The organism is Cryobacterium sp. CAN_C2 (genome assembly GCF_015751745.1).
GTDB lineage: Bacteria > Actinomycetota > Actinomycetes > Actinomycetales > Microbacteriaceae > Cryobacterium.
Map to the genome: position 1 here is coordinate 13,351 of NZ_JADOUX010000018.1, position 25,834 is coordinate 39,184.

The 25,834-nt window shown below is 65.4% G+C and carries 25 protein-coding genes and 1 pseudogene; 2 read left to right on the forward strand and 24 right to left on the reverse strand.

All coding sequences use genetic code 11. The features are described from left to right. Window positions 1-121: 121 nt before the first annotated feature. The 13 genes from lgt to IWX77_RS13545 form a co-directional block, all read right to left on the reverse strand. On the reverse strand, window positions 122-1,096 hold the full coding sequence (lgt, locus tag IWX77_RS13485) for a prolipoprotein diacylglyceryl transferase (RefSeq protein ID WP_442784480.1): 975 nt from the start codon (window positions 1,094-1,096) through the stop codon (window positions 122-124). Between the two features lie 93 nt (window positions 1,097-1,189). Then, window positions 1,190-1,999, reverse strand: a complete 810-nt coding sequence (gene trpA, locus IWX77_RS13490; protein ID WP_196845033.1) for a tryptophan synthase subunit alpha — start codon at window positions 1,997-1,999, stop codon at window positions 1,190-1,192. Then, window positions 1,996-3,207, reverse strand: a complete 1,212-nt coding sequence (gene trpB / locus IWX77_RS13495) for a tryptophan synthase subunit beta (RefSeq protein WP_196845034.1) — start codon at window positions 3,205-3,207, stop codon at window positions 1,996-1,998. Before trpB ends, trpA begins: the two co-directional genes overlap by 4 nt. Continuing rightward, on the reverse strand, window positions 3,208-3,978 hold the full coding sequence (trpC, locus tag IWX77_RS13500) for an indole-3-glycerol phosphate synthase TrpC (protein ID WP_196845035.1): 771 nt from the start codon (window positions 3,976-3,978) through the stop codon (window positions 3,208-3,210). A 19-nt stretch (window positions 3,979-3,997) separates the two neighbouring features. Continuing rightward, on the reverse strand, window positions 3,998-4,228 hold the full coding sequence (locus tag IWX77_RS13505; RefSeq protein ID WP_196845036.1) for a DUF6704 family protein: 231 nt from the start codon (window positions 4,226-4,228) through the stop codon (window positions 3,998-4,000). Between the two features lie 75 nt (window positions 4,229-4,303). Beyond that, complete coding sequence (locus tag IWX77_RS13510) at window positions 4,304-4,984, reverse strand: Trp biosynthesis-associated membrane protein (RefSeq protein WP_196845037.1); 681 nt, start codon at window positions 4,982-4,984, stop codon at window positions 4,304-4,306. Further along, window positions 4,984-6,540, reverse strand: coding sequence for an anthranilate synthase component I (locus IWX77_RS13515; RefSeq protein WP_196845038.1), 1,557 nt, complete (start codon window positions 6,538-6,540; stop codon window positions 4,984-4,986). Before IWX77_RS13515 ends, IWX77_RS13510 begins: the two co-directional genes overlap by 1 nt. Further along, complete coding sequence (gene hisI, locus IWX77_RS13520) at window positions 6,537-6,902, reverse strand: phosphoribosyl-AMP cyclohydrolase (RefSeq protein WP_196845039.1); 366 nt, start codon at window positions 6,900-6,902, stop codon at window positions 6,537-6,539. The genes IWX77_RS13515 and hisI overlap by 4 nt, the downstream gene beginning before the upstream one ends. Next, window positions 6,902-7,663: an imidazole glycerol phosphate synthase subunit HisF gene (gene hisF / locus IWX77_RS13525; RefSeq protein WP_196845040.1), complete on the reverse strand. Its 762-nt coding sequence runs from the start codon at window positions 7,661-7,663 to the stop codon at window positions 6,902-6,904. The genes hisI and hisF overlap by 1 nt, the downstream gene beginning before the upstream one ends. A 23-nt stretch (window positions 7,664-7,686) precedes the next feature. Continuing rightward, window positions 7,687-8,526: an ATP phosphoribosyltransferase gene (hisG, locus tag IWX77_RS13530; RefSeq protein ID WP_196845041.1), complete on the reverse strand. Its 840-nt coding sequence runs from the start codon at window positions 8,524-8,526 to the stop codon at window positions 7,687-7,689. Window positions 8,527-8,595: 69 nt separating this feature from the next. Beyond that, complete coding sequence (locus tag IWX77_RS13535; RefSeq protein ID WP_196845042.1) at window positions 8,596-8,859, reverse strand: phosphoribosyl-ATP diphosphatase; 264 nt, start codon at window positions 8,857-8,859, stop codon at window positions 8,596-8,598. After that, entirely contained in the window at window positions 8,856-9,539 is a 684-nt protein-coding gene (gene rpe, locus IWX77_RS13540; RefSeq protein WP_196845043.1) for a ribulose-phosphate 3-epimerase, read from the reverse strand. Before rpe ends, IWX77_RS13535 begins: the two co-directional genes overlap by 4 nt. Before the next feature lie 99 nt (window positions 9,540-9,638). After that, window positions 9,639-10,292: an HNH endonuclease signature motif containing protein gene (locus IWX77_RS13545; protein ID WP_196845044.1), complete on the reverse strand. Its 654-nt coding sequence runs from the start codon at window positions 10,290-10,292 to the stop codon at window positions 9,639-9,641. A 13-nt stretch (window positions 10,293-10,305) separates the two neighbouring features. Between IWX77_RS13545 and IWX77_RS13550 the strand changes: the two genes are divergently transcribed. Then, window positions 10,306-10,926 (forward strand): hypothetical protein, encoded by a 621-nt coding sequence (locus tag IWX77_RS13550; RefSeq protein ID WP_196845045.1) that lies wholly within the window; start codon window positions 10,306-10,308, stop codon window positions 10,924-10,926. Here IWX77_RS13550 and IWX77_RS13555 read toward each other — a convergent pair. Beyond that, on the reverse strand, window positions 10,915-11,181 hold the full coding sequence (locus tag IWX77_RS13555) for a hypothetical protein (protein ID WP_196845046.1): 267 nt from the start codon (window positions 11,179-11,181) through the stop codon (window positions 10,915-10,917). The two genes, IWX77_RS13550 and IWX77_RS13555, sit on opposite strands and share 12 nt — an antisense overlap. 693 nt (window positions 11,182-11,874) lie before the next feature. Here IWX77_RS13555 and IWX77_RS13560 point away from each other — a divergent pair. After that, window positions 11,875-12,045 (forward strand): annotated as a pseudogene (locus IWX77_RS13560) (helix-turn-helix domain-containing protein); the annotation flags it as partial. A gap of 52 nt (window positions 12,046-12,097) precedes the next feature. Here the strand turns inward: IWX77_RS13560 and IWX77_RS13565 are convergent. From IWX77_RS13565 to carA, 10 genes are all read right to left on the reverse strand, one after another. After that, the gene (locus IWX77_RS13565; protein ID WP_196845047.1) at window positions 12,098-13,516 is read right to left on the reverse strand and encodes an RsmB/NOP family class I SAM-dependent RNA methyltransferase; all 1,419 of its coding nucleotides are present in this window, start codon (window positions 13,514-13,516) and stop codon (window positions 12,098-12,100) included. Then, on the reverse strand, window positions 13,513-14,454 hold the full coding sequence (gene fmt, locus IWX77_RS13570) for a methionyl-tRNA formyltransferase (RefSeq protein WP_196845048.1): 942 nt from the start codon (window positions 14,452-14,454) through the stop codon (window positions 13,513-13,515). Before fmt ends, IWX77_RS13565 begins: the two co-directional genes overlap by 4 nt. 4 nt (window positions 14,455-14,458) lie before the next feature. Next, window positions 14,459-16,588: a primosomal protein N' gene (locus tag IWX77_RS13575; protein ID WP_196845049.1), complete on the reverse strand. Its 2,130-nt coding sequence runs from the start codon at window positions 16,586-16,588 to the stop codon at window positions 14,459-14,461. A gap of 10 nt (window positions 16,589-16,598) precedes the next feature. After that, window positions 16,599-17,792, reverse strand: coding sequence for a methionine adenosyltransferase (gene metK / locus IWX77_RS13580; RefSeq protein ID WP_196845050.1), 1,194 nt, complete (start codon window positions 17,790-17,792; stop codon window positions 16,599-16,601). Window positions 17,793-17,896: 104 nt separating this feature from the next. After that, window positions 17,897-19,135 carry a bifunctional phosphopantothenoylcysteine decarboxylase/phosphopantothenate--cysteine ligase CoaBC gene (gene coaBC, locus IWX77_RS13585; RefSeq protein WP_196845051.1) on the reverse strand — a complete coding sequence of 413 codons (1,239 nt, stop codon included), beginning with the start codon at window positions 19,133-19,135 and terminating at the stop codon, window positions 17,897-17,899. A 24-nt stretch (window positions 19,136-19,159) separates the two neighbouring features. Beyond that, window positions 19,160-19,420, reverse strand: coding sequence for a DNA-directed RNA polymerase subunit omega (gene rpoZ / locus IWX77_RS13590; protein ID WP_092107764.1), 261 nt, complete (start codon window positions 19,418-19,420; stop codon window positions 19,160-19,162). Between the two features lie 98 nt (window positions 19,421-19,518). Further along, window positions 19,519-20,439 carry a guanylate kinase gene (gene gmk, locus IWX77_RS13595; protein WP_196845052.1) on the reverse strand — a complete coding sequence of 307 codons (921 nt, stop codon included), beginning with the start codon at window positions 20,437-20,439 and terminating at the stop codon, window positions 19,519-19,521. Then, window positions 20,432-21,355, reverse strand: coding sequence for an orotidine-5'-phosphate decarboxylase (pyrF, locus tag IWX77_RS13600; RefSeq protein WP_442784479.1), 924 nt, complete (start codon window positions 21,353-21,355; stop codon window positions 20,432-20,434). The genes gmk and pyrF overlap by 8 nt, the downstream gene beginning before the upstream one ends. Before the next feature lie 2 nt (window positions 21,356-21,357). Continuing rightward, on the reverse strand, window positions 21,358-24,645 hold the full coding sequence (gene carB / locus IWX77_RS13605) for a carbamoyl-phosphate synthase large subunit (protein ID WP_196845054.1): 3,288 nt from the start codon (window positions 24,643-24,645) through the stop codon (window positions 21,358-21,360). Next, complete coding sequence (gene carA, locus IWX77_RS13610) at window positions 24,645-25,778, reverse strand: glutamine-hydrolyzing carbamoyl-phosphate synthase small subunit (RefSeq protein WP_442784478.1); 1,134 nt, start codon at window positions 25,776-25,778, stop codon at window positions 24,645-24,647. Before carA ends, carB begins: the two co-directional genes overlap by 1 nt. Between the last annotated feature and the right edge of the window lie 56 nt (window positions 25,779-25,834).

The following is a 25,834-nucleotide window of genomic DNA, read 5'->3' on the forward strand; positions in this document are numbered from 1 at the left end:
AGGAAGGGACGACGCTGGCCCGAAAAAGAAGTGCGGGAAAACTGTAACGGCCGCCCGGTTCGGGCCGGGCCCGGACTGGGCGGCGCTACGAGTGTGTCAGCTGGGATTCAGCGAACGTGAGCTACTGACGCGAAGCGCTCGTGCTTGTGGCTGCGGCCTCGGTTGGTTCGGTGTGGCCAGCGGCTTCATCGCTCTGATCTTCAGATTCCGAATCGCTGTCATCGAATTCTACCCCAGCGTCTGGCCCAATCCATTCCCTACCGGGCACATACGGGCTGGACTCAAGGCCCGGGTGTCGCTGACGTTGTACAAAAATGATGATGAGGCCCAGCGCGATGGCCGCGAGAGCAGCCCAGACGTTGGTGCGGATTCCGAAGTAGATTTCGCTCGGATCGATGCGAATAGACTCAAAAAAGCTGCGACCCAGTCCATACCAGATGAGGTACGCACCCAGGGTCTGGCCGAACCGCAGGCGGAATTTGCGCTCCAGGTAGAGGATGACCGCAACGCCCAGCAGGTTCCAAATGATTTCGTAGAGAAAAGTCGGGTGAAACAGGGTGCCGGTCGGCAGGCCGATCGGGAACGCGACATTGCTCGGCTCGATTTCGAGTCCCCACGGCAGGGTCGTCGGCAGCCCGAACAGTTCGTGGTTGAACCAGTTGCCGAGCCGACCGGTAGCCTGCGCAACGAGCAGGGCGGGTGCGACGGCGTCGGCGAAGGTCCAGAAGCGGATGCCCGCCAGGCGGCAGCCGATATAGGCGCCGACGGCGCCACCAATCAACGACCCGAAGATGGCGTTGCCGCCCTCCCAGATGTACAGCGTGCGGAGCAGATCAGCGCCGTTGAAGAAGTAGTCACCCGGGTGAGTGAGCACGTGGTAGATGCGCGCCCCGACAATTCCGAGCGGCACCGCCCACAGGATGATGTCAAGCACGACTCCCGGCTCGGCGCCGCGCTTGGTCAACCGGCGGGAGGTGATGATCGTGGCGAGGATGATGCCGGCGAGAATGCACAGCGCGTAGGCGTGAATGCGGAACGGGCCGAGGTCGAAGAAGCTCCACTCGGGGCTTGGGATACTCGTGCTCAGAATACTCAGAGGCAAAGACACCTAGGTACTACCTTTCATCGTGACTGACGTCACTTAGGGCGAATCGGTCGATCGCCTCAAAGAATCTAGTGTAGAACGCGCTCAGGAGACGGGACGAATATCGATCGCACCGGCGGCGAGTTCGAGGGCCAGGCGTGCAACGGCCGGCACCCCCCCGACGCTCAGCGCTTGCACGAGCGCGGAGCCGACGATCGCGCCGTCCGCGTATCCGAGAATTTCGCGCACCTGATCTGCGGTGGAGATACCGAGGCCGACACACGCGCTCGTGCAGCCGACAGCGCGCAAGCGCTCGACCAAGATGCGGGCAGCAGCGTCGACGCCGGCACGAGCGCCGGTGGTTCCCATCGTGGAGACGGTGTACACGAAGCCCCGGCTGGCTTCAACGGCCTGCACCAGACGTGCTTCGGACGAGGACGGTGCGGCCAGGAAGACGCGGTCGAGGCTGGTGCGTTCGCTGGCCGCCATCCAGTTACCGGCTTCGTCAGGAATGAGGTCGGGCGTGATCAGCCCGGCACCGCCCGCGGCGAGCAGGTCCTCGGCGAATCGTTCAACGCCGTACTGCACAACCGGGTTCCAGTACGTCATGACCAGGACCGGAGCATCCACTTGCGCGGTGATGGCCCTGATCGCTTCGAACCCGTGACGCAGCTTGAAGCCGTTGGCCAGTGCCTGCTGAGTAGCGGCCTGGATGACGGGGCCGTCCATGACCGGGTCGGAGTAGGGGAGACCCAGCTCGATGATGTCGACGCCGTTGGCGACGAGGGCCACGGCTGCGTCGATGCTCTCACTGAGGGTGGGAAACCCCACCGGGAGGTAGCCGATGAGTGCTCCCCCACCCTCGGAGCCTCGGCGTGCGATGGTCTGCTCGACCGTGCTCACAATGGTCGTCATGACTGTGCTGCGCCGTCGTCGAGCAGGTCGAAGTACCGGCCAGCCGTTTCCATGTCTTTGTCACCGCGACCGCTGAGGTTGACCAGGATGGTCGCCTCCGGTCCGAGGGCACGGCCGAGTTCGAGGGTTCCGGCGAGAGCGTGCGACGTCTCGATCGCAGGGATGATGCCCTCGGTGCGACTCAACAGCAAAAAAGCGCTCATGGCCTCGTCGTCGGTGATCGGCAGGTACGTGGCTCGGCCGATGCTCGCGAGCCAGGCGTGCTCGGGGCCCACCCCCGGGTAGTCGAGTCCCGCCGAAATGGAGTGTGACTCGACGGTCTGGCCGTCTTCGTCCTGCAGCAGCATACTGCGGGCGCCGTGCAGGACTCCGGGGCGGCCCTTGGAAATGGTCGCCGCGTGCCGCGGCGTCTCCACTCCGTCGCCGGCCGCCTCGTAGCCGAACAGTGCGACATCAGGATCGTCGAGGAAGGCATGAAAGATACCCATGGCGTTTGAACCGCCACCGACACACGCAGTGACAGCGTCCGGCAGGCTGCCGGTCAGGTCAAGCACCTGCTGGCGAGCCTCCTCGCCGATGATCCTTTGAAAGTCGCGCACCATGGCCGGGAACGGATGCGGTCCGGCCACGGTTCCAAAAATGTAGTTGGTGGTCTCAACGTTCGTGACCCAGTCGCGCATGGCGTCGTTGATGGCGTCTTTCAGGGTGCGCGAACCGGTTTTCACGGGAACAACTTCGGCGCCGAGCAGACGCATCCGTGCGACGTTGAGAGCTTGACGTTCGGTGTCGACCTCGCCCATATAGACGACGCACTCCAATCCGAACAGGGCGGCTACCGTGGCCGTGGCTACTCCATGCTGGCCCGCCCCGGTTTCGGCGATCACTCGGGTCTTGCCGATGCGCTTGGTAAGCAGGGCCTGACCGAGGGCGTTATTGATCTTGTGCGAACCGGTGTGGTTGAGGTCCTCACGCTTGAGGATGATGCGGGCGCCGCCGGCATACTCGGCGAACCGGGGCACCTCGGTGATAATGGATGGGCGACCGCTGTAGTTGATGTGCAACTCCATCAGTGCCGCAGCGAACGCGGGGTCCTTCTTGGCGAGTTCGTATTCCGCCGTGAGTTCGTCGAGCGCCGCCACGAGGGACTCCGGCACGAACCTGCCGCCGAAGTCGCCGAAATAGGGGCCGGACTGTGTACGTAAAGACATTTAAACCGCCAAAAACTCGGAGAGGGTTCGGATGGGGTCGCTCGTGACGAGCGCTTCGCCGACCAGGACGACGTCGGCGCCGGCGGCACGGTAGTGCGCGACATCGGCGGCCGTCGTGACGGCGGATTCGGCGACGCGCACGACGCCGGACGGGATCTTGTCGGCGAGTGTGCCGAAGAGGTTCTGGTCGAGTTCAAAGGTCGACAGGTTGCGCGCGTTGACCCCGACGAGGCTCGCGCCGATATCGAGTGCGCGGCTTACCTCATCGCCGCTGTGTGTTTCGACCAGGGCCGTCATGCCGAGCTCGCGAATGAGGTCGTGAAGCAATAGCAGGGTGGTCTGATCGAGGGCAGTGACGATGAGCAGCACGAGGTCGGCGCCGGCCGCGCGGGCCTCGAACACCTGGTACGGCGTGCCGATGAAGTCCTTGCGCAGGATGGGGATGCTCACAGCGGCCCGCACCTGCTCGAGGTCGGTCAGCGAGCCGTGAAAACGCCGACCCTCGGTAAGCACGCTGATGGCGCTCGCTCCGCCGGTCTGGTACGACACGGCCAGAGCTGCCGGGTCGGTGATGGCCGCCAAGGAACCGCGGCTCGGGCTCGCCCGTTTGATTTCCGCGAGAATTTTTACCCGGTCGGCGGGGGCCAGCGCGGCCAGCGCATCGAGGGCGGGCGCGTGGGCGCGCGCCGCAGCCTCCACGCGGGCCAGCGGGCGAGTGAGGAGGCGTTCTTCGGCGTCGGATATCGCGCCAGCGAGAAGTTCTTGGAGCACCAGGTGTCAGCGCAGCCGCTTAGTGGCCGTGCGACATGGCGGGCGAGGCACTAACGCCGTAGCCGACCTTGCTCAGCACGTAGCCAACAAGGACACCAGCAATGAGCAGCCCGAGGGAGACCCAGACGAGCCAGACCAGCTCGAAGAAGAAGGCCGTGGTGCCGATGGCAAAGGCTGCCAGCATGATGATGACAGCGGTCCACGCCGCCGCGGAGTGGCCGTGTCCGGGATCTGACAAATCGATGCTCATGGTTCTCCTAGTGATCACGTTGCCGATGTATACGTTGACAAGTATGACAAGTGTAGCAAAGCGACGGCTCGCCGTTCAGCGCGCGGTCGGGTCTTCGCCGCGACTGAGGTCGTCCCAGTCGCCGACGGAGTCGCTCGATACGTGCTCCGGCGCGGGCAGCAGAGCATCGCCGGTCGGGACCGCGGCCGGCGATGCATCGTGCGGCGACGCCACCGGCCCATACCGTGCGGCCTGATACTTGCGAGTCGGACCGGGCCACCGAGCGCTCGTCAGGATGACGGCCACACCCGTGGCCGCCATGATGGCGGCCGCGCCCATGGCGACGAACGGCCAGGGTGTGACGACTGTGCCAAGCACGCTCAGCTGGATGGATTCGTGTCCGGCGATTCCCGTCGCTGCGGTAACCCCGGCGGCGCTGGCCTGGGACGGGTCATCGACCGCGAGGAATGCGGCGAGAAACACCGATAGCCCGAGAAGCACTTCGAGCGTGCCGAGCACGAAACGAATGACCCGGCCCGCGATGGTGAGGGCCCCGGCGAGGGCGAATCCGGAGAGGGCAAGCGCCGTCAACGCCGGCGCGGCGATGGCTCCGTCGATCTCCAGAACCTGGGTGCCGGCGTTGGGGAGCCCGACTTCGGCGTGCACCCAGACCTGGGTCCAGGCCAGCAAGGCCAGTGCGCTCGCGCCCAGGATGGTGAGGATGAGTACGAGTTTGAGCCGGCGGGGGGACATCCGCTTGGCTGATTCCGTGGCCACTAGAACACCCGCCGCATCGCGTTGGCGACGGCCACAGCACGCAGCGGTGCTGCCGCCTTGTTCTGCGACTCCTGATACTCGGAGGCCGGGTCGGAATCGGTGACAACGCCGCCACCGGCCTGCACCCGGGCGACGCCATCCTTGATGGTGGCGGTGCGGATGGCGATGGCAAGGTCGGCGTCGCCGGCGAAGCCGAAATAGCCGACCACTCCCCCATATACGCCGCGTTGGGCCGGTTCGAGGGCATCGATGATCTCGAGCGCCCGCGGTTTCGGAGCGCCCGACAGGGTGCCGGCCGGGAACGTGGCGCGAAAAACGTCGATAGCGGTCTTGCCGGCGACGAGGTTGCCCTCGACCGAGGAGACCAGGTGCATGATGTGGCTGAATCGTTCGATGCGCATGAATTCGGTGACTTCGACCGAGCCTGCCGTGCAGACCTTGAGCAGGTCGTTGCGGGCGAGGTCGACGAGCATGAGGTGCTCGGCACGTTCCTTTGGGTCGTCGGCGAGCTCGATCGCGTAGTCGGCGTCAGCATCCGGTGTGTTGCCGCGGGGTTTGGAGCCGGCGATCGGGTGGGTGAAGACTCGCTTGTCCTGTACCTTGACGAGAGCTTCCGGTGAGGATCCGACGATCCAATATGGGTCGCCGCCCGGCGTTTCAAGGCTGAGTAAGTACATGTACGGGCTCGGGTTCAGGCTGCGTAACACCCGGTAGACGTCGATCGGGTGCGCTGTGCAGACCTGGTCGAAGCGCTGCGAGATGACGACCTGAAAAACGTCGCCTTCGACAATGTGTTGCTTGCCGATGTTGACGGCGGCGAGAAAATCGTCGCGGGTGGTGCGATTGCTCGGCGCGCTCGGCGCCTGCAGGTCAACCTCGGCCAGCCAGGCCTCCCCGGGCGCGGCGAGGCGGGTTTGCAGGGAATCCAAACGCGCCGTCGCGTCAGCCCACAGCTCCTCGGGCGTATCGGTGCCGTCGTTGAGCACGTTGGCGATCAGTTGCACGGTGCCGTATTTATGATCGAGCACCATCAGGTCGGCCACGAAGCTGAAGGACTGGCCGGGCACGTCGTAGTCGGCGGGCGGCTGATGCGGCAGGCGTTCAATCTGGCGAATGGCCTCCCAGCCGATGAAACCGACCAGCCCGCCGGTCAGTGGCGGGTGCTCGGGCAACCGCGGCGTCTGCCAGCGGTCGAACAGATAAGCCAGCGCCGCGAGCGGGCCGAGAGCGGCCGCGGAGCCAAGCGCGCGGTCGGCGGAGAGCCCATAGTCGATCCAACGGGTGTGCTCACCCTCCTGGGTGAGCACACCGAACGAGGAGACGCCGACGAAGGAAAACCGGGACCAGATACCGCCCTGTTCAGCCGATTCGAGCAGAAAACTGCCCGGCAGCCCGTTGGCGAGCTTGCGGTAGATGCCGACCGGTGTTTCACCGTCGGCAAAGAGCTCGCGAATGACCGGGATGACCCGGTGGGCGTCGATCAGCGCGTCGAACTGGCCGCGGGTGGTGGAGCCGGCGGTGCGGGAGCCGGTTGCGGCCGGGGTGCTGTCGGTCATTCCGTGGGCCTTTCCATCGTGATCGCGCCAAGGTCGCGACCGTCAAAGCAGGTGTGGGTGCCGGTGTGGCAGGCCGCTCCGACCTGGTCGACCTGCACGAGCACTGTGTCATTGTCGCAGTCGAAGGATGCGGAGTGGACATACTGTGCGTGGCCGGAGATGTCGCCCTTGCGCCAATATTCCTGTCGGCTGCGCGACCAGAATGTGACGCGTCCTTCCGTGAGGGTGCGGCGCAGCGCCTCGCGGTTCATCCAGCCGAGCATGAGCACCTCGTGGGTGTCCCATTGCTGAATGACGGCGGGCAACAGCCCGGCGTCATTGAAGAGCGCGGCGTTCAGCTGATCGGTAAGTTCTGCGGTCATCAGCGCACCAGCATGCCGGCGTCGGCGAGCTCACGCTTCACGACGCCAATGGTCAGTTGTGCATTGTGAAAAACGGATGCCGCCAGCACGGCGTCCGCGCCGGCTCGGATCGCCGGAGGAAAATCTGACGCTTGCCCGGCGCCGCCGGACGCGATCACCGGCACCCGGCTATTGGACCGCATGAGCGCGATGAGCTCGGTATCGAAGCCGGCCCTGGTGCCGTCGGCGTCGATCGAGTTGACGAGCAGTTCCCCCGCACCCAGCTCGATCGCCTGTCGGGCCCACGCGACGGCATCCAGTTCGGTTTCGGTGCGACCGCCGTGCGTGGTGACGACGAAACCGCTCTCGGTGCGATCGGATCGTTTCACGTCAAGGCTTAGGACGAGCACCTGGGCGCCGAACCGGTCGGCGATCTCGGATATCAGAGCCGGGCGGGCGATTGCCGCGCTGTTGACGCCGACTTTGTCGGCGCCGCTCGCTTGCAGGCGCGACACGTCGTCGACGCTGCGAATGCCACCACCGACGGTGAGGGGAATAAAGACCTGTTCAGCCGTGGCTCGAACCACGTCGTAGGTGGTCGAACGGTTGTCGACGGTGGCCGTGACATCGAGAAAGCACAGCTCGTCGGCGCCCTGCTCGTAATACCGACGCGCCAGTTCAACCGGGTCGCCGGCGTCGCGCAGGTTCTGAAAGTTGACGCCCTTCACGACGCGACCGTTGGCCACGTCGAGGCAGGGAATGACGCGCACACTCAGGCTCAAAGCTGGTTTTCCTCTCCCGGGGGTTACAGGCGGGCGTTGTGAATGGTGGTGACGAGAATGGCCCGGGCGCCAAGGGAGTACAGGGCGTCCATCACATTGTTCATGTCGAGGCGGGCGATCATGACACGCACGGCGACCCACTCCGGGTCGTGCAGCGAGGAGACCGTCGGCGATTCGATGCCGGGAGCGAGCGCTGCGGCCGCGTCAAGCAAGACGACCGGAATGTCATAGTCGAGCAGCACGTACTGGCGGGCGACCAGCACGCCCTGCAGGCGGCGCAGCAGGGTGTCGATTCCGGCCTTGTCGCTGGTGGAGCTGATCAGCACGGCCGTGGATTCAAGAATGACCGGTCCGAAGATTTCGAGGCCGGCCTTGCGCAGCGTCGTGCCGGTGGAGACAACGTCGGCGACGGCATCCGCTACACCGAGCTGAACCGCAGATTCGACGGCGCCATCGAGTTCGACCAGGTCGACGGTCACCGAGTGCGTGGCGAGGAAGCGTTCGACCAGGCCCGGGTAGCTCGTGGCGACGCGCAGGCCGTCGAGGTCTTTCAGCTCGGTGAAACGACCGGCCGGCCCGGCGAAACGAAAGGTGGAGTCCCCGAAGTCGAGGCTGGCGATCTCAACGGCTTTCGAGTGTGAGTCAAGCAGCAGATCGCGGCCGGTGATGCCGACATCGAGGGCGCCGGATCCGACGTAGGTGGCGATGTCACGGGGGCGCAGGTAGAAGAATTCGACCCCGTTGCGGGGGTCGGCGGTGACGAGGTCCCGCGGGTCGCGGCGACCGGTGTAGCCGGCTTCGGCCAGCATTTGTGCGGCGGTTTCAGACAACGAGCCCTTGTTGGGCACGGCAATTCTTAGCATGGGGTATTCTCTCGGTTTTGTTTCACACGACTATTCACTGAAGCGGGCCAACGGATGCGCTGGCTCGGGTCACAAATGTCGGTAGATGTCGGCCGGAGAGAGGCCCTTGGCAATCATCATGACCTGCAGGTGGTACAGCAGCTGGGAGATTTCAGCGGAGGTTTCGTCGTCGCTCTGAAACTCGGCGGCCATCCATACTTCGGCGGCTTCCTCAACAATTTTCTTGCCAATGGCGTGTACGCCGGCATCGAGTTCACGTACGGTGCCGGAGCCTTCGGAGCGGGTGCGGGCCTTGTCGCTCAGTTCTACGAAAAGGTCATCGAATGTTTTCACAACTCTAGATTACCCGTCCCGTGGCGGTGGCTGGCCGCCCGCTCCCGCAGCAGAGCGATCTGGGCGGCAGGATTCTCGGCCCCGAACACGCTGGAACCGGCCACGAAGGTGTCCGCGCCGGCGTTGGCTGCGATTTCGATGGTCTGCGCGGTGATGCCGCCATCGACCTGCAACCAGACGTCGAGATCGGTCTTTTCGACGGCCGTGCGCAACTGCGCCAGCTTCGGCATGGTCGATTCCATGAAGCTCTGCCCGCCGAACCCGGGTTCGACGGTCATCACAAGCACCTGGTCGAATTCGGGGAGTAGGTCAAGGTACGGCGTGACATCGGTGCCGGGTTTGAGCGCGATACCGGCGCGGGCGCCGATCTGCCGGAGCCTTCGGGCCAGCGCTACCGGCTCGGTCGTGGCTTCGGCGTGAAAGGTCACCGAGTAGGCGCCGGCCTCGGCGTAGCCGGGCGCCCACCGCTCCGGGTCGTCGATCATCAAGTGGATGTCGAGCGGTAGCGCCGACACCTGCTGCAGCCGTTCGACCATGCCGAGACCGAAGGTGAGGTTCGGCACGAAGTGGTTGTCCATGATGTCGACGTGCACGAGATCGGCGGAGCGGATGCGCCCCAGCTCGCTTTCAAAGTTGGCGAAATCGGCGGCGAGGATGCTCGGATTGATGCGGGTAGCCATGCTCCGAGCCTATCGAACCCCGTTGGTGGGGCCCGTCCGGACCAGGTGATTTCGACCAGTTCGATCAACGACACTCGCCGGTCGAGCCCCTCGAGACCACTACGTGACAACAGGGCCGCGCGCTTCTTCGCGCTGCTCCACTGCGGTTGGGCTCTTGCTCCTCAGTTCGCTCAGCTTCTGCTCGGGGTCAATCCTTCCGGGTGGCTGAAGCCAATACCGCTCCTCGTTATCGAGGTATATTTTCCAGCCTTCGTTGTGCAGTCGCAAAGGGTTCGCACGGCACAACAGGATCGAGTTCGTGAAATCGGTGCGACCGCCGTCGGACCAGGGTTTCCGGTGGTGGACTTCACTCCAGGAGGGCGGCTGGGCACAGTCCGGCCACATACAGCCGCCGCCGCGTGCAGCGAGAGCGCTGCGCTGCGCCGGTGTCGAGGTGCGCTGTTCCCGACCGACATCGACGCAGTTCTCAGGCTGGTCGAGTGTGATGTGGAGCGTTTCGTCGGCGCAGAGCGCTTCGATGGTGTGTGGGCTGATCGGGCCGGGATTGCCTTCGATAAAACCGTGCCCAGTCTGCTGGGTTGGCTGCCAGGTCTGCTGCCCGGCCGGTCGGGTTGGCTGCTGGGTCTGCTGGCTCTGCTGGCTTGATTGTCCGATTGGCTGCCCGGCGACCGCGCTGATGGCCTGACCGGTGTGTTGGCTCACGATGAGGTGCACGCCGGGGCGGCGACCGCCGAGCAGTGTGCCCGGTCCCACGACGCCGCCCAGTTTGTTCAGCTCGGTGAAGCCTCCGGCGGCAATTTGCCCGGTGCTGCGCGGGTCTGTCGCGCAGACGTCGGGTCCGCTTGTACAGGTCGTCCGGGTGCAGCGACGGCGCTTCCAGAAGCAAGCCCGAAAGGGCAGAGCGGAGTTTCTCAGCCGTGACGGCCTGATCAACGACGCCGAGGCCACGTTGAATGGCAGAGGCCGCCTCGACCGTGATCAGCCCCGCGGTCACAGCTCGGGAGATGGGCGCCTGCCACGGCAAAGCATCGCCCAAGAGCTGAAGCGGAAGGCGAACGGTAGGGCCACCAAGGCCTTCCCTCTCGTCTTTTTCCCCTGCTTGCCCTGCTTCCCCTGCTTCCCCTGCATCGCCTGCATCGCCTGCGTCAATCACGGTACCAGCGGCCATATCCTCCGTATCAGCAGGGGCGACGCCATCAGCGAGGCCAGCGAGGCCAGCGAGGCCGGTAAGGCCAGCGAGGCCAGCGAGGCCGGTAAGGTCAAAAGTCTGAGCGGCAGCAACCGCTACGGCCTGCTCGGCGGCCTCGGTGTCAGCGAGCATTCGCCCGACCATGAGCAGCTTTACGGCATCGGCGCGCGTCAGGCCGAGCCGACGCTAGACCATTAGTTCCGGCGTGGTGAAACCCTTGCGGCGAGAGAGCCCTCCGTCGCCCAGTTCCCACCGCGATCGGGTCGCGATCTCGCCGGCCAGCCACGCCGTTCGCGTCTCCAGAATCTGCCGTGCAGCGGCAATGACCTGCTGGCCCTCGTACACCTGCGTATCGGTAAGCGCACGGTAGTCACCACACGATGCACCCAGCGCATCAACAGCATCCGCTGCATATCTGAGCGAGCCAGCGAGGGTGTTCGCGAGGTTGCTCACGACTACATCGTCTCAGGCACCACCGACATTACGGAGTAAAGAACTGACTCAAAAACACAACAGGATGGGCAAATTCTCAACATTTCTCGACCGACGCCAAACTGTTATATCGACGTATGTGAGGTGAGGTTTTTGGTCGAAAGTCCACGCATCACGACCGCCGTTTTTGGTCTGATTGGCCGGACCGAATCACTATTCATGAGCGGATGCAGCGAGTCGGTGCGGTGCGCGGCGAAGTGGTTGCATCAGCGATAGGTGCAGACTGACGGCCGAGCGTTGTGCATTAACGCCCATCATCATTGTCGATTATCGATTATCGATAATCGATAATCGATAGGTTGGTCGACCAGATGGCGCGCGGTTACGCGCCCGGCGGTATTGCTTTGAGGAATCACTGATGGGACTGCTCGGCGGGGTGCTGATTGTCGTCCTTGCCGTACTCACTATCGTGGCCACCGTGGGGGTAGTGGCTGCCCGTTCGGGAGGCCGCGGCCTCAGTGATGCCAGCGTGCCACCCGCGTGCGAGTGACGAGGATTCTCGCCATAATCTGCGCCGCTACGAGCATCATATTACAAGGCGCGACCAACGCTGTGATCGGAATCGCGATTGTGATTGTGATTGTGATTGTGGCACTGTGCACGAGCAGCCTCAGGGAAATCCGTCCCGTAGCGCACTGACGCAGGGCTGACCATCGCGGAATGACGCTGACGCGACTGAGCGCACTCGTCGGCGTCAGCATCGTCTAACTCTCGGTGCTGGAGAACGACCGTGCCAAGCCCATTCGCTACTCGACGCTGCGGGCTATCTGCGATGCGCTTGCGTGCGACGTCGACGACCTGCTGGTCGTGAATCCACGCATGTAACCGGCACCGTTGACCTAGCGCCCGGGTCCGGGCCCGGAAAGCGGCGGGAGGACTAATCGGCGGCCCGCTGCAACAGGGTGATGAACATGGCGTCGGTGCCGTGGCGGTGCGGCCACAGCTGCACGCTTCCGGTATTGGCGGGTAGGTCAAGGTTCGCGGCACTAAACGACTGCACGATGGCCGCGGTATCGAGCGCGGTCACTGTTCCGCCGGCCTTACGCACGGCAAGAGCCACAATGGCTCGGGTCTCAGCGGTGTGCGGGGAGCAGGTGACGTAGGCGAGGATACCACCGGGCTTCAGCGCTAATAGGGCCGCGTCGATGAGTCCGGACTGCAGCTGTGCCAGGTCGGCGACATCTTTGGGCTGTTTACGCCAACGTGCTTCCGGCCGGCGACGCAGGGCGCCGAGACCGGTGCAGGGCGCATCGAGCAGGATTCGATCGAAAGTGTCTGGGTGGCTCTGGCCGATGGTGGTGCCGTCAACCTCCCACACCGGAACGGCATCGGGCAGAGCTTTCAGGGCGGTACGCACGAGGGTAGCGCGGGCGGGAACGAGCTCGTTGGCGACGAGTTCGGCCCCTCCGGCACGGGCTTCGGAGGCCAGCAGGGCGGCCTTCCCGCCCGGTCCGGCGCACAGGTCGAGCCACCGCTCCCCCTCCACGATCGGGCGGGCCCGGCTGAGCGCGAGAGCAGCGATCTGGGAGCCTTCATCCTGCACTCGAACGCGTCCACCGGTCGCGGTCACCAGGTGGTACGGGTCACCGGAGTCCAGCACGAATCCCACCGGAGAGAATTCGTCGGCGAGGCCGAGACGTTCCCGGTCGCCGTCGGTCGCGAGGCCGGGCAGCGCGACCATGTTGACCTTGGCCGCCATGTTGTCTGCGCCGAGCAGGTCGGCGAGTTCACTCTCGTGCCCTTCGGCCTTCAAGGCCTGGCGAAAGGCCCGCACGATCCAGGCCGGGTGTGAGAACTCGGCAGCGAGCCGGTCATCGGCGTTGACCGCGCCCTCGAGCACGCGTTCGCGCCACTCCTCGGTGCTCGAACGTGAAATGGTGCGCAGCACGCCGTTGGTGAATCCGGTCGCAGACCGCGAGCCGACCTGCTTGGCGATTGACACCGTTTCGTTCACGGCCGCATGGGTGGCCACACGCGTGCTGAGAAGCTGGTGCGTGCCGAGGCGCAGCACGTCGAGGATCGCCGGGTCGATCGCGTCAACCGGCCGATTCGCCGCCAGGGCGATGACCCGGTCGTAGAATCCCTGCATGCGCAGGGTGCCGTAAGTCAGCTCGGTGGCCAGCGCGGAATCCGCCGTGTTGAGCGCCGCACGCTGAATGCGCGTGGGCAGCAGCAGGTTCGCGTAGGCGTCGGATTCGCGCACCGCAGCGATGACCTCGTAGGCCACCCGCCGGGCCGGCTGCACAAAATCCGTGGTGGCTGCACGCGATTTGGGCAGCTGCACTCGATCGTTCATGAGGTGACCACCTCGTCTGCCGCTACCCCGCGCCACCAGTCAGTTGCCGTCATTGCTGTCTTTCCGGCCGGTTGTACGCGGCGAAGCTCAAGTGGATTTGTCTGTGTGCCAATCAGCACTGTTCGTTCACGCTGCAGAATATGCCCTGCTGGGATGGCGAGGTTGTTGCCGTGCTCATCAACACCAGTCAGCGCCACGGGAGCGACCTCAAGAATTTTCAGCCGCGCGTCGTTCACCATAGTGAAGGCACCCGGCTCCGGGGTAACGCCGCGAATCAGGTTAAAAACGGATGCCGAGGGCTGGTTCCAATCGACGCGGGCGTCGTCGATGGTGAGTTTGGGGGCGAGCGTGACCTCACCGATCTGCTCGGTGGCCTGGGCGGTGCCTGCGGCGAGCTCCGCAACCACCCGAAGCAGCAGCTCTGCACCGCTGTGACTGAGCGATTCCAGAAGCATTCCAGAACTGGAATACTCTGGGATCGGCTGTGCAAATATTCCGAAAACGGCACCGGCATCAAGCTCGGGAACGAGCTGAAAGACAGCCGCCCCGGTGAGTGCGTCACCGGCGATGATCGCTCGCTGCACCGGGGATGCTCCGCGCCAGCGCGGCAGCAACGAGAAGTGCAGATTGATCCAGCCCAGCCGGGGCACCGAGAGCAGAGGTTCGCGCACGATTCCGCCGTAGGCGACAATGACGCCGAGGTCAGGCTGCAAAGCGGCGATCTGGCTGGTCGCGGTGTCGTCCAGCCGATTGGACTTCAACACGGGGTAGCCGTGGGCGACCGCTGCGGCGGCGACCGGCGACGGAGTGAGCGTGCGTTTGCGGCCGAGTGAGGCATCTGCTCGGGTGATCACCGTGACTATGTCGTGCTGGGTGCTCGCGAGGGCCTCCAGGCTGGGGACGGCGACCGTGGGGGTGCCGGCAAAAACGAGTTTCATAGATCTACAACAGCTCCGGGTCATCGAATCGGACTTTAAGTGTAGGTGCCGGTTGGAACGAACCGGACTTCGGCTTGCGACGGCGAGCCGCGTTGCGCACCACGGCAGCCTTCAACGCGTGGCCGACCTCGGCCCCGCCCGCGTAGCCGAAACGCACCACGGCCCGCACCAGCGTCCCCTCGGTTTCGACCGGACCGAGAATGTCGATGCCACCAACCTCGGCGAGGTCGGCCAGGGCTGCGTCGACGGCGGTTGCGGTTCCGGTGACAGAGGCCACGCGCACGGCGGGTGGAAACCGCAGCTGCCGGCGATCGGCGAGTTCGCTCGCCGCGAAGATATCGGGTCGCCACGCGTTGAGGGCGCGGGCCAGCGCTCCCCCGACTCCGGCCAGCAAGACCGGGGCGCCGGGTGCAGCGAGGGCTGCCGCGTTGGCCCACCAGCGCAGGCAGTCTTCGCCCACGCGCAAGGATTCCCGGGCGAGCATACGTTCGCCGTCCAGAATCAGAATGGCCCGGTACCCGCCCGTGGGGATCGGTTCGGCCCCCCGGGTCGCGATCACGAGCGCCGGTTCAGAGCCAAGGGTCTGAATAGTGTGTTCGCCGTCAGCGACGATGACCCGAGTGCCGGGAAACGCCCGACCGAGCTCCTCGGCGGTTCGCCCGGTGCCCATGGTGACCACGCGCAGTTTGGTTGCCGTACAGTGCACGCAGCTCCAGCCGGCCGCGAGGGCTCCACACCATCGGCACGAGGGCACAGCGGATGCCGACGTGAGGCCCAGCGGCCCCGGACAGTGTGTGCACCGGGCGGCCTTCTTGCAGCCCTGGCACGCCAGCATCGGCGCATAGCCGGGGCTGGCCACCTGAACCAGGACCGGCCCGTGCCGCACGGCCTCGCGGGCCGCCTGCCAGGCGGCCGACGGGATGCGCGCTGCACGCGCCTGCTCATCGGGTTCGGACTGAAAGTCGGTCGGAATCACCCGTGGGTGTCGGTCTTTCGCCGGGTGCGCCTCGTCGAGGTAGCCCAGCTCAACCAGCCGCTGTGTCTCGACGCTGCGCGTGTGACCGAGAAGAACGAGGGCACTCCCGGCGGATTCTCGGCGCACGAGGGCCGCATCGCGCGCGTGTACGTAGGGGCTGAGCGGCTCGGAGTAGAGCGGGTCACCATCGTCCCAGATCGCGATGAGTCCCAACTCGTGCGCGGGTGCATAGACGGCCGAACGGTTGCCGAGAATGATGCGCGGCGTCGATTCGAGGCAGGCCAGGAAGGATCGGTAACGGTCGGGGTTCGGCTGGCGGGCATCGACCCGCTGCACGGACCCCGCCGGGGCGATGTGGTCGAGGGCTGCCTGCACCTGGTCCTGGTCGCGAAAATCGGGCACACAGAGAATCGCCGACCGGCCGGCGTCGAACGCGGCGACACCGAGCTCGGCGAGGGTCTGCGCCCAGCGCCCGATCGTGCTGCCGCCTGGCAGTTGCACAAGTTCGGGAATCGCAGCGACGGCAACGCGCTGCTGCTGCATGATGACGGTATCGAGGCGCCCGGTCGGATAGCCGACGAAGGCGGCCGCCGAAACGACGGTCGAGCGTGTCCCGGCCAGAACACTGCTCGAACGTATGGTCGAGGCCGGCTCGACCACCGAGGGCGTGATCGAGGCAGGCTCGACCACCGAGGGCGTGATCGAGGCAGGCTCGACCACCGAGGGCGTGATCGGGGCAGGCTCGACCACTGAAACCGCGGCCAGCCAGGCCTTTTCGACTCGCACCTGACGCGGCGGCACCGCCAGGCGGATGATGTCACTCGCGTTCCCGGCGGCCCGGTCGGCCAGGCGTCGCGCCAGCGCATACACCTCGGGGGTGAGCACGGCGGCGTCGGAGATCACGGAGTCGAGGGGGCTGAGCGAGCCGCGAAAGAGGTCCTCCGCCCCCGCCGTGGCACCGGTTGCCCGTCGGGGGTCGATGACCTCGATCACATAACCGTCGATGACACGACCGCCGGAGCGAAACGGTACTTTGACGCGCACCCCGGCGCGCACGTGTGCCACGAGTTCGTCGGGGATTCCGTAGTCGAACAGGTGGTCGAGCTGGGGCAGGGGAGAATCGATCAGCACCCGTGCAACGAGGCCGATGGCAGTCATGAGGTGTTTTTCAGAGGCCGGCGGCGCTGCGCAGGTCGTCGACCTTGTCGAGACGTTCCCAGGTGAAGTCGGGCAGCTCCCGGCCGAAGTGACCGTAGGTCGCCGTCTGAGCGTAGATGGGACGCAGCAGGTCGAGCGAGTGGATGATGGCGGCCGGCCGCAGATCGAACACGGCGCGGATGGCCGCCGTGATCTCCTCGTCGGGCAGCACACCGGTGCCGAAGGTTTCGACATACAGGCCGACCGGGGACGCCTTTCCGATGGCGTAGGCGACCTGCACCTCGAGGCGTTCGGCCAGGCCGGCCGCGACGGCGTTCTTGGCGACCCAACGCATGGCGTAGGCGGCCGAACGGTCGACCTTGGACGGGTCCTTGCCGCTGAACGCGCCACCGCCGTGGCGGCTCGATCCGCCGTACGTGTCGATGATAATCTTGCGCCCGGTGAGGCCGGCATCGCCCTGCGGGCCGCCGATTTCGAAACGGCCGGTGGGGTTGATCAGGGTCGTTAGGGACGAGGAATCGAGGTCGATGCGCTCGAGCACCGGGCGAATAACGAGCTCTTCGACTTCGAGGCGCAGCTGCTCCGTGGAGACGGAGGGGGAGTGCTGGGTCGAGACCACGGCGGTTTCCACGGTGCGCGGAATGATGCCGTCGTAGCCGATGGTGACCTGGGTCTTGCCGTCGGGACGCAGGTAGTCGAGCTCGCCGCTCTTGCGCACGAGGGCGAGACGCTCGGCGAGCCGGTGGGCGATCCAGATCGGGATCGGCATGAGTTCCGGGGTCTCGCGGGTGGCGTACCCGAACATGATTCCCTGGTCGCCAGCGCCCTGGCGGTCGAAGTCGTCGAGGCTGGACTGCTCTCGGGTCTCGAAAGCGTTGTCGACGCCTTGGGCGATGTCGGGCGACTGGCCGCCGATGGAGATTTCGACTCCGCAGGAGCGGCCGTCGAACCAGACGTCGGAGGAGTCATAGCCGATGTCGGTGATGCACTTGCGAACGATCGACGGAATCTCGACGTAGGACTCGGTGGTGACCTCTCCGGCAACGTGCACGAGACCCGTGGTGACGAGGGTCTCGACGGCGACCCGGCTGTGTGGGTCGCCGGTGAGCAGGGCATCGAGGATGGTGTCCGAGATCTGGTCGCAGATCTTGTCGGGGTGACCCTCGGTTACTGATTCCGAGGTGAAGAGGCGAAGATCGCTCATCTGGCCCGTCTCTGTTGTAGTTGAACGCGTAAAGTTGACGTCGGTATCGGGCCGGCCGGTACGCCGGTTGGTTGCTGTGCGCATGGCCGAGCTTGCGGCGGAGACTAACCGATCACGTCAAGTATGCAATTGGCAACCGACATTTTGCTGCCGGAGACCTCATTCACTATAACTCCGTGGCGATCGAGCACCGTTACCGCGTTACGTTCCGTGCCAAAGCCCACGGTCTCGCCGGACGCGTGGCCGACCCGGTTCACGACCAGGTAGTCGCAGCCCTTGCGGATGATTTTGTCGCGGCCGAGTACGAGCAACCGGTCGGCATCCGTTTCGGTCTCGGCGGCGAAGCCGATGATCTGTTGGCCCGGCCTGCGGGCAGCGGACAGCGCGGCCAGAATGTCGGGGTTCTTGACCAGTTCCAGGGTGAGGGTATCCCCCACGTCTTCCTTCTTGATCTTGCCGAGCTGCACCGTCTTGGGACGATAGTCGGCGACCGCGGCGGCCATGATGATGACCTCAGCCGTTTCAGCGGCGAGTGTCATGGCCTCGTGCATCTCCAGGGCGCTGCTGACTAGAACGGTCGTGACGCTGGTCGGAACAGCGACCTCAAGGTTGGCGGCGACGAGCGTGACCGTGGCACCGCGGGCCAGTGCCGCCTGGGCGAGGGCGACACCCTGTTTGCCGCTGGACCGGTTGCCGAGAAACCGCACCGGGTCGAGTGGTTCGCGGGTGCCGCCGGCGCTGATCAGAACGTGGCGACCGGCGAGATCCTGCACAGCGGATGCTGCGGCCTCCCCCGCACTCGGCTGCCGGTCGAGCACGGCCAGGGCGACCGCGACGATGGTTTCCGGCTCTTCCATGCGGCCCGCACCGGAGTCGGTGCCGGTGAGACGGCCGATGCCGGGGCCGACGACGGTGATGCCGCGCGAGCGCAGAACCGCCACGTTCGCGACGGTGGCCGGGTTGTTCCACATTTCGGTGTGCATGGCCGGGGCGATCACGAGCGGAGCGGTGCTGGCGAGAATGGTGTTGCCGAGCAGATCGTCGGCCAGGCCGGCGGCAAGTTTGGCGATCGTGTTGGCCGTTGCCGGGGCGACGACGATGAGGTCGGCGCCTTGGCCGATGGAGACATGCCGCACCTCAGCAACGCCTTCATAGAGGTCGGTGTGCACCGGGTTGCGGGAGATCGCCTCGAGGGTTGGCTTACCGACAAAGCGCAAGGCCGCCGTGGTGGCGACGACGTGCACCGAGTCGCCGTTCAACACAAAAGCGCGCACGACGTTGACGGCCTTATACGCGGCGATGCCGCCGGTGATTCCGACGACGATCGTACGAGGTGTCTTCATCCTGCGCGCTTGGGGGGTCGAGTGTTAGGCCTCGACGATCGGGCGAGAAACGAGCTTGTCATCGTTGATCTCGCGCAGGGCAACCGAGAGTGGCTTGTCCTCAACGGTCGAGTCGACGAGCGGTCCGACGTTGTCGAACAGGCTGCCTTCGTGCAGGTCTGCGTAGTAGTCGTTGATCTGACGCGCACGCTTGGACGCGAAAATCACAAGGGCATACTTCGAGTCAACCTTGGAGAGCAGGTCGTCGATGGGCGGGTCAATGATGCCGGTGGGCTTGTTCGCCATTGGTGTCACACTCCTAATAGAGCACGGCCTGAGGCGGCGTGCGAGTTTTGCGAGGGGATGGGCGCCCTACGCGGCGCAGGATTCAGCAGGAACGGGCGCTAGGACACGCTGGATGCAACGCGGATATCTATCAAGTCTACGACCTCGCGAGCGGCCTCAGCGACATCGTGGTTAATCACCCGGTAATCGAACTCCCCCTGCGCGGCCAGTTCCAGCTTCGCGGTCTCCAGACGGCGGGTCTGTTCAGCCGTATCTTCGGTGCCGCGCCCGATCAGGCGGCGCACCAGTTCGTCCCAGCTCGGCGGCAGCAAGAAAACCAGGCGGGCTTCCGGCATGGCGCGTCGCACGGCGCGAGCGCCCTGCAAGTCGATCTCGAGAAGTACGCTGTTGCCGGCGGCGATGGCCGCGTCGACCGGGCCGCGGGGGGTGCCATAGCGGTAGGCGTTGTGCACCTTGGCCCACTCGAGCAGTTCGCCGGCCTCGACCATCCGGTCGAATTCGTCGTCGGAGACGAAGTAGTAGCTGACCCCTTCGGTCTCCCCCGGGCGCGGCGCGCGCGTCGTGGCCGAGACGGAGAGCAGCACGTCGGGGTAGTTCTCGCGAATGTACCCGGCGACGGTTCCCTTGCCCACCGCGGTCGGTCCGGCGAGAACGATGAGCTTGGAGTCGGCCGCGCTGTGCCGTAGGGTGGGCCGCTCGGAGAGAAAGTCACGCAGCCGGTCGCGCTGGTGCCGGCCGAGCCCGCCGAGACGTTTCGACGGCGAAATCTCTAAGCGGTGAATGATGCGCTGCATCTTCGTCACACCGATGGCCGGAATGCTCACGAGCAGCTCGGTTACCCGCAACCGGCCTTCGACCCCGATCGGGTCGGAGATGGCAGTGGCGAGCACCTCGAGCGCTGTTCGTTCACCGGAGGCGACCTCGGTTTTCACCTTGGCACGGGCCCGACGTGCCGCGACGGCGGCGCGCGACGCAGCCACCCGGTCGACTTCGGGCGGGGTGGGACGGTTTTCAGCCACGAACGGCACCTACTTCGGCTACTTTGCGCTCAATGGCTTCTTCGATCCGGCGGGGTCCGGCCGAGAGCACACTGCGCGATTCACTCACGATAACCCCTCCGGCGTATCCACCATATATCCCGGGAAGATCCATAATATTCCCACCCTGGTGTCCGAAGCCCGGTGCGAGCACCGGTGTTCGAAATTCGGTCGGCGCCTGGTGCACATCGATGCCGAACGCGGCCAGGTCGAGAGTGGCTCCGAGCACCACGCCGATCGAACCGAGACCGGTTGCCAATGGAGCGGATGCGGCCCCGTCGTCGGCCCCTCCGTCGCGCGCATTGCGCCCGGCGACGTCGTCAAGAATGGCTCGGGCAACACTCGAACCGGCATAGGGGCCATCAGCCACGACTGCCCGCTGAATGTCGGCGGCCTCGGGGTTGGAGGTGGCGGCGAGCAGGAAGACACCCTTGCCGTTCGCCGCGGCGAGGGTGAGCGACTGTTCCAGCGACCCAACGCCCATGTAGGCGGTCAGGGTGAGGGCATCCACTTCGAGCGGGGACCCGGGTGACAGCCAGGCCTGGGCATAGGCCAGGGCGCTCGTGCCGAGGTCGCCGCGTTTGGCGTCGCCGATCACGAGCAGGCCGGCCTGCCGGGCGTCGGCCAGCACACGTTCCAGCGCGACGAACCCGGCCGAGCCGAAACGCTCGTAGAAGGCGACCTGCGGTTTGACCAGGCCGACCTGGCCGGCCGCAGCGGCGACGACCGCGCGGCCGAAAGATTCTGCACCGGCGGCCGTATCGGGCAGGATCCAGTCGCGCAGCAGCCAGGAATGCGGGTCGATGCCCACGCACAACTGGCCGCGCTCGGCAAACACCCGTGCAAGGCGATCACCGAAGGAGACTACCGGCAGAGCAGACGCTGTCACAGCAGACACCGTCACCGCAGGGCCGTTCGCTCCATGGCGTACTCCTGGAGCGAGGTCACCTCGAACCCGTCGCGGATTGAGTCGATCGAAGCGACCGCGGCGCTGAGCTCGGCGATCGTGGTGAACAGCGGCAGGTCGCCGGCCACCGCGGCCGCGCGAATCTCGTAACCGTCGGCCCTGGCCGAGCTGCCACCGGGGGTGTTGATGACGATTTGGATCTCTTCGCGGCGAATGAGCTCGACGATGGAAACGTCGTCCTCGCCCGCTTTCTCGCTGAACTTGGTCACGACGCGGGCACGGATGCCGTTGCGTTGCAGCACCTCGGCGGTGCCGATGGTCGCAGTGATCTCGTAGCCGAGCTGCTGCAGGCGCAGCATCGGCAAAATGATCGCGCGCTTGTCGCGGTCGGAGACCGACACGAAGACGGTGCCGGATAGCGGAATTCCGCCGTAAGCGGCGAGCTGGCTCTTGGCGAAGGCCCGCGGAAAGTCGCGGTCGATGCCCATGACCTCACCGGTGGAGCGCATCTCCGGGCCGAGGATGGAGTCGACGACAAGGCCGTCCGGGGTGCGGAACCGGTTGAACGGCAACACGGCTTCCTTCACGGCAACCGGCGATTCGATCGGCACGCGGGAACCGTCGATGAGCGGCAACTTACCGTCGGCCTTCAGCTCGGCGATGGTGGTACCGACCATAATGAGCGCGGCGGCCTTGGCGAGTGTGATGCCGAGCGCCTTCGCGACGAACGGTACCGTGCGCGAGGCGCGCGGGTTGGCTTCGAGCACGTAGAGCACGCCGGCACCGATCGCGAACTGCACATTGAGCAAGCCCCTCACACCGATGCCGCGGGCGATGCCGAGAGTCGCTTCGCGCACCCGGTCGATCTCGGCGCGGCCGAGGGTGACCGGCGGCAGGGTACAGCTCGAGTCGCCGGAGTGGATACCGGCCTCTTCGATGTGCTCCATGACGCCGCCGATGTACAGCTCGTGGCCGTCGTAGATGGCGTCGACGTCGATCTCGATCGCGTCGTCGAGAAAACGGTCCACCAGGAGAGGATGCCCCGCGCCGATGATGCCCTGCCCGGCCATGCGGGCGAAGTAGTCGGCGAGCGACAGGGAGTCGTAGACGATCTCCATGCCGCGGCCGCCGAGCACGTAGCTCGGGCGCACGAGCACCGGGTAGCCGATTTCTTCGGCCACCACGACGGCTCCGGAGAAGTCGATCGCCGTTCCGTTGCGGGGGGCGAGCAGGCCGGCGTCGTCGAGAATCTTCGAGAACAGGCCGCGTTCCTCCGCGAGGTCGATCGCGTCGGGGGTGGTGCCGAGAATAGGAATGCCGGCCGCTTCGAGGCCGCGGGCGAGGCTCAGCGCGGTCTGGCCGCCGAGCTGTACGACCACGCCGACGAGTTCGCCGCTCTGGCTTTCGGCGTAGATGACCTCGAGCACATCTTCGAGCGTGAGCGGCTCGAAGTAGAGCCGGTCGCTTGTGTCGTAGTCGGTGGAGACCGTCTCCGGGTTGCAGTTGATCATGATGGTCTCGTAGCCGGCCTCCGACAGGGCGAAGGAGGCGTGCACGCAGGAGTAGTCGAATTCGACGCCCTGCCCGATGCGGTTCGGTCCGGAGCCGAGAATGACGACCTTGCGGCGGTCGCTCCGGGCAACCTCCGTCTCGTCGTCGTAGCTGGAGTAGTGGTATGGCGTGAGGGCGGGGAACTCCCCCGCGCAGGTGTCGACGGTCTTGAACACGGGACGCACGCCGAGAATGTGGCGCACGGTGCGAACATCCGCTTCGCCGAAGCCGCGCAATTCGCCGATCTGGGCGTCGGAGAAGCCGTGGTCCTTGGCGAGGATCATGACATCGCGGTCGAGACGGTCCGCGGCGGCGACCTGGTCGGCGATCTCGTTGATCAGCATGATCTGGTCGATGAACCACGGGTCGATCTTGGTGGCAGCGAAGACCTGGTCGATGGTCGCGCCGCGGCGCAGGGCCTGCTGAACGGTGACGATGCGGCCGTCGGTGGGAATCTCGGCGGCGGCGAGCAGTTCGTCGACCGTGCGGGTTTCTTCGCCCCAGTGAAAGCTCGAGCCGCGCTTCTCGAGCGAACGCAGTGCTTTCTGCAGGGCCGAGGCGTAACTGCGGCCGATGGCCATGGCCTCCCCGACCGACTTCATGGTCGTGCTCAGGCGCGGGTCGGCGGCCGGGAACTTTTCGAAGGCGAAGCGCGGAACCTTGACGACGACATAGTCGAGGGTGGGCTCGAAGCTCGCGGGGGTGACACCGGTGATGTCGTTGGGGATCTCGTCGAGGCGGTAGCCGATGGCGAGTTTTGCGGCGATCTTGGCGATCGGAAAGCCGGTCGCCTTGCTCGCCAGGGCCGAGGAACGCGAGACGCGCGGGTTCATCTCGATCACGATGACGCGGCCGTCGGCGGGGTTGATCGCGAACTGAATGTTGCAGCCGCCGGTGTCGACGCCGACGGCGCGGATGATGTCAATCGAGATGTCGCGCAGGTGCTGAAACTCACGGTCGGTCAGGGTCAGCGCCGGGGCAACGGTGATCGAGTCACCGGTGTGCACGCCGACCGGGTCGACGTTCTCGATCGAGCAGACGACGACGGTGTTGTCGGCTGTGTCGCGCATCATTTCGAGCTCGTACTCTTTCCAGCCGAGAATCGACTCCTCCAGAAGCACCTCGGTGGTCGGGCTGTGGTGCAGGCCGTCCGTCACGATGCGGCGCAGTTCCACCTCGGTGTAGGCGAAGCCCGAGCCGAGGCCGCCCATGGTGAAGGAGGGGCGCACGACGAGCGGGTAGCCGAGATCGTCGGCGTAGCCGACGGCCTCCTCGACGGTGCGAGCGATGAACGAGCGGGCCACGTTTGCGCCGGCGTCGAGCACGAGCTGCTTGAAGATCATTCGGTCTTCGCCCTTGTTGATGGCGTCGAAGCTCGCACCGATCAGCTCAACGTCATACTTTTCGAGGATTCCGCGCTCGTGCAGCTGGATGGCCGCGTTGAGGGCGGTCTGCCCACCCAGAGTCGGCAGAATCGCATCCGGCCGTTCCTTCTGGATGATCGTCTCGAGAATTTCAGCCGTGATCGGTTCGATGTAGGTTGCATCGGCGAAGTCGGGGTCGGTCATGATGGTGGCCGGGTTCGAGTTGACCAGGATGACACGCACGCCCTCCTCACGCAGCACGCGGCAGGCCTGGGTGCCGGAGTAGTCGAACTCGCAGGCCTGTCCGATGACGATCGGGCCGCTGCCGATGACGAGAACGCTGTTGATATCGTCGCGTTTGGGCATTATTTGGTTTCTCCTGCAACTGCGCTCTGTGACGCCAGCACAACGTCTCTGAATCGATCGAAAAGGTGATTGGCGTCGTGTGGGCCGGCGGCCGCCTCCGGGTGGTATTGCACCGAGAAGGCGTTGATGTCGAGGCAGCGGATGCCTTCGACCACCTGGTCGTTGAGGCTGTAGTGGCTCACTTCGACCCGACCGAACCCGCTACGCGAATCGTGAATGCCATGAATGGGCATATCGACGGCAAAACCGTGGTTCTGCGACGTGATCTCGACCCTGCCGGTGGTCTTGTCGAGTACCGGCTGGTTGATGCCCCGGTGCCCGAACGGCAGTTTGTAGGTGCGAAAACCCAGCGCACGGCCGAGCAGCTGGTTGCCGAAGCAGATACCGAAGTAGGGAATGCCCGCGCGCAGCACCTCCTGCAGCAGGGTGACGTGAGCGTCGGAGGCGGCCGGGTCGCCGGGTCCGTTGGAGAAGAACAGGGCCGAGGGCTTCAGCGACAGTACGTGCTCGGCGGTGACGGACTGCGGCAGCACGAGCACTTCGAAGCCGCGTTCCGCGAGGTAGGTGAGCGTACTGGTCTTCACGCCGAGGTCGAGTACCGCGACGGAGCCGATGCGTTCGCCCCGGGCAGCAATCGAGAAGGGTTCAACCGTCGAGACCTCGAGGGAGAGGTTGCGGCCGCGCATGGCGGCACCGGAGAGCACCCGTTCGAGCTGTTCACTGTCGGACAGACCGAACGGGTCGCCGGAGAAGACGCCGCTTTTCATGGCGCCCTTCGAACGGATGTGGCGGGTGACCGCCCGGGTGTCGATGCCTCTGATACCGACGATGCCCTGCACGTCGAGTTCGTCGTCCAGGGTACGGGTGGCTCGAAAGTTCGAGGCAATGCGCGCCGGCTCCCGCACGATTAAGCCGGCGACCCAGATTTGCCGCGACTCCATGTCTTCGTCGTTCATACCGGTGTTGCCGATGTGCGGGGCGGTCATGAGCACGATCTGACCGGCATAGGACGGATCGGTCAGGGTCTCCTGGTAGCCGGTCATACCGGTCGCGAAGACGATCTCACCGAGCGTCTGGCCCTCGCTGCCATAGCTGCGGCCGACGAAGCGACGGCCGTCTTCGAGCACGAGCACGGCCGGGCCGGGAACGTTCGTCACCGAGAAGGTGGCCGTCACGGCAGCGATTGCGA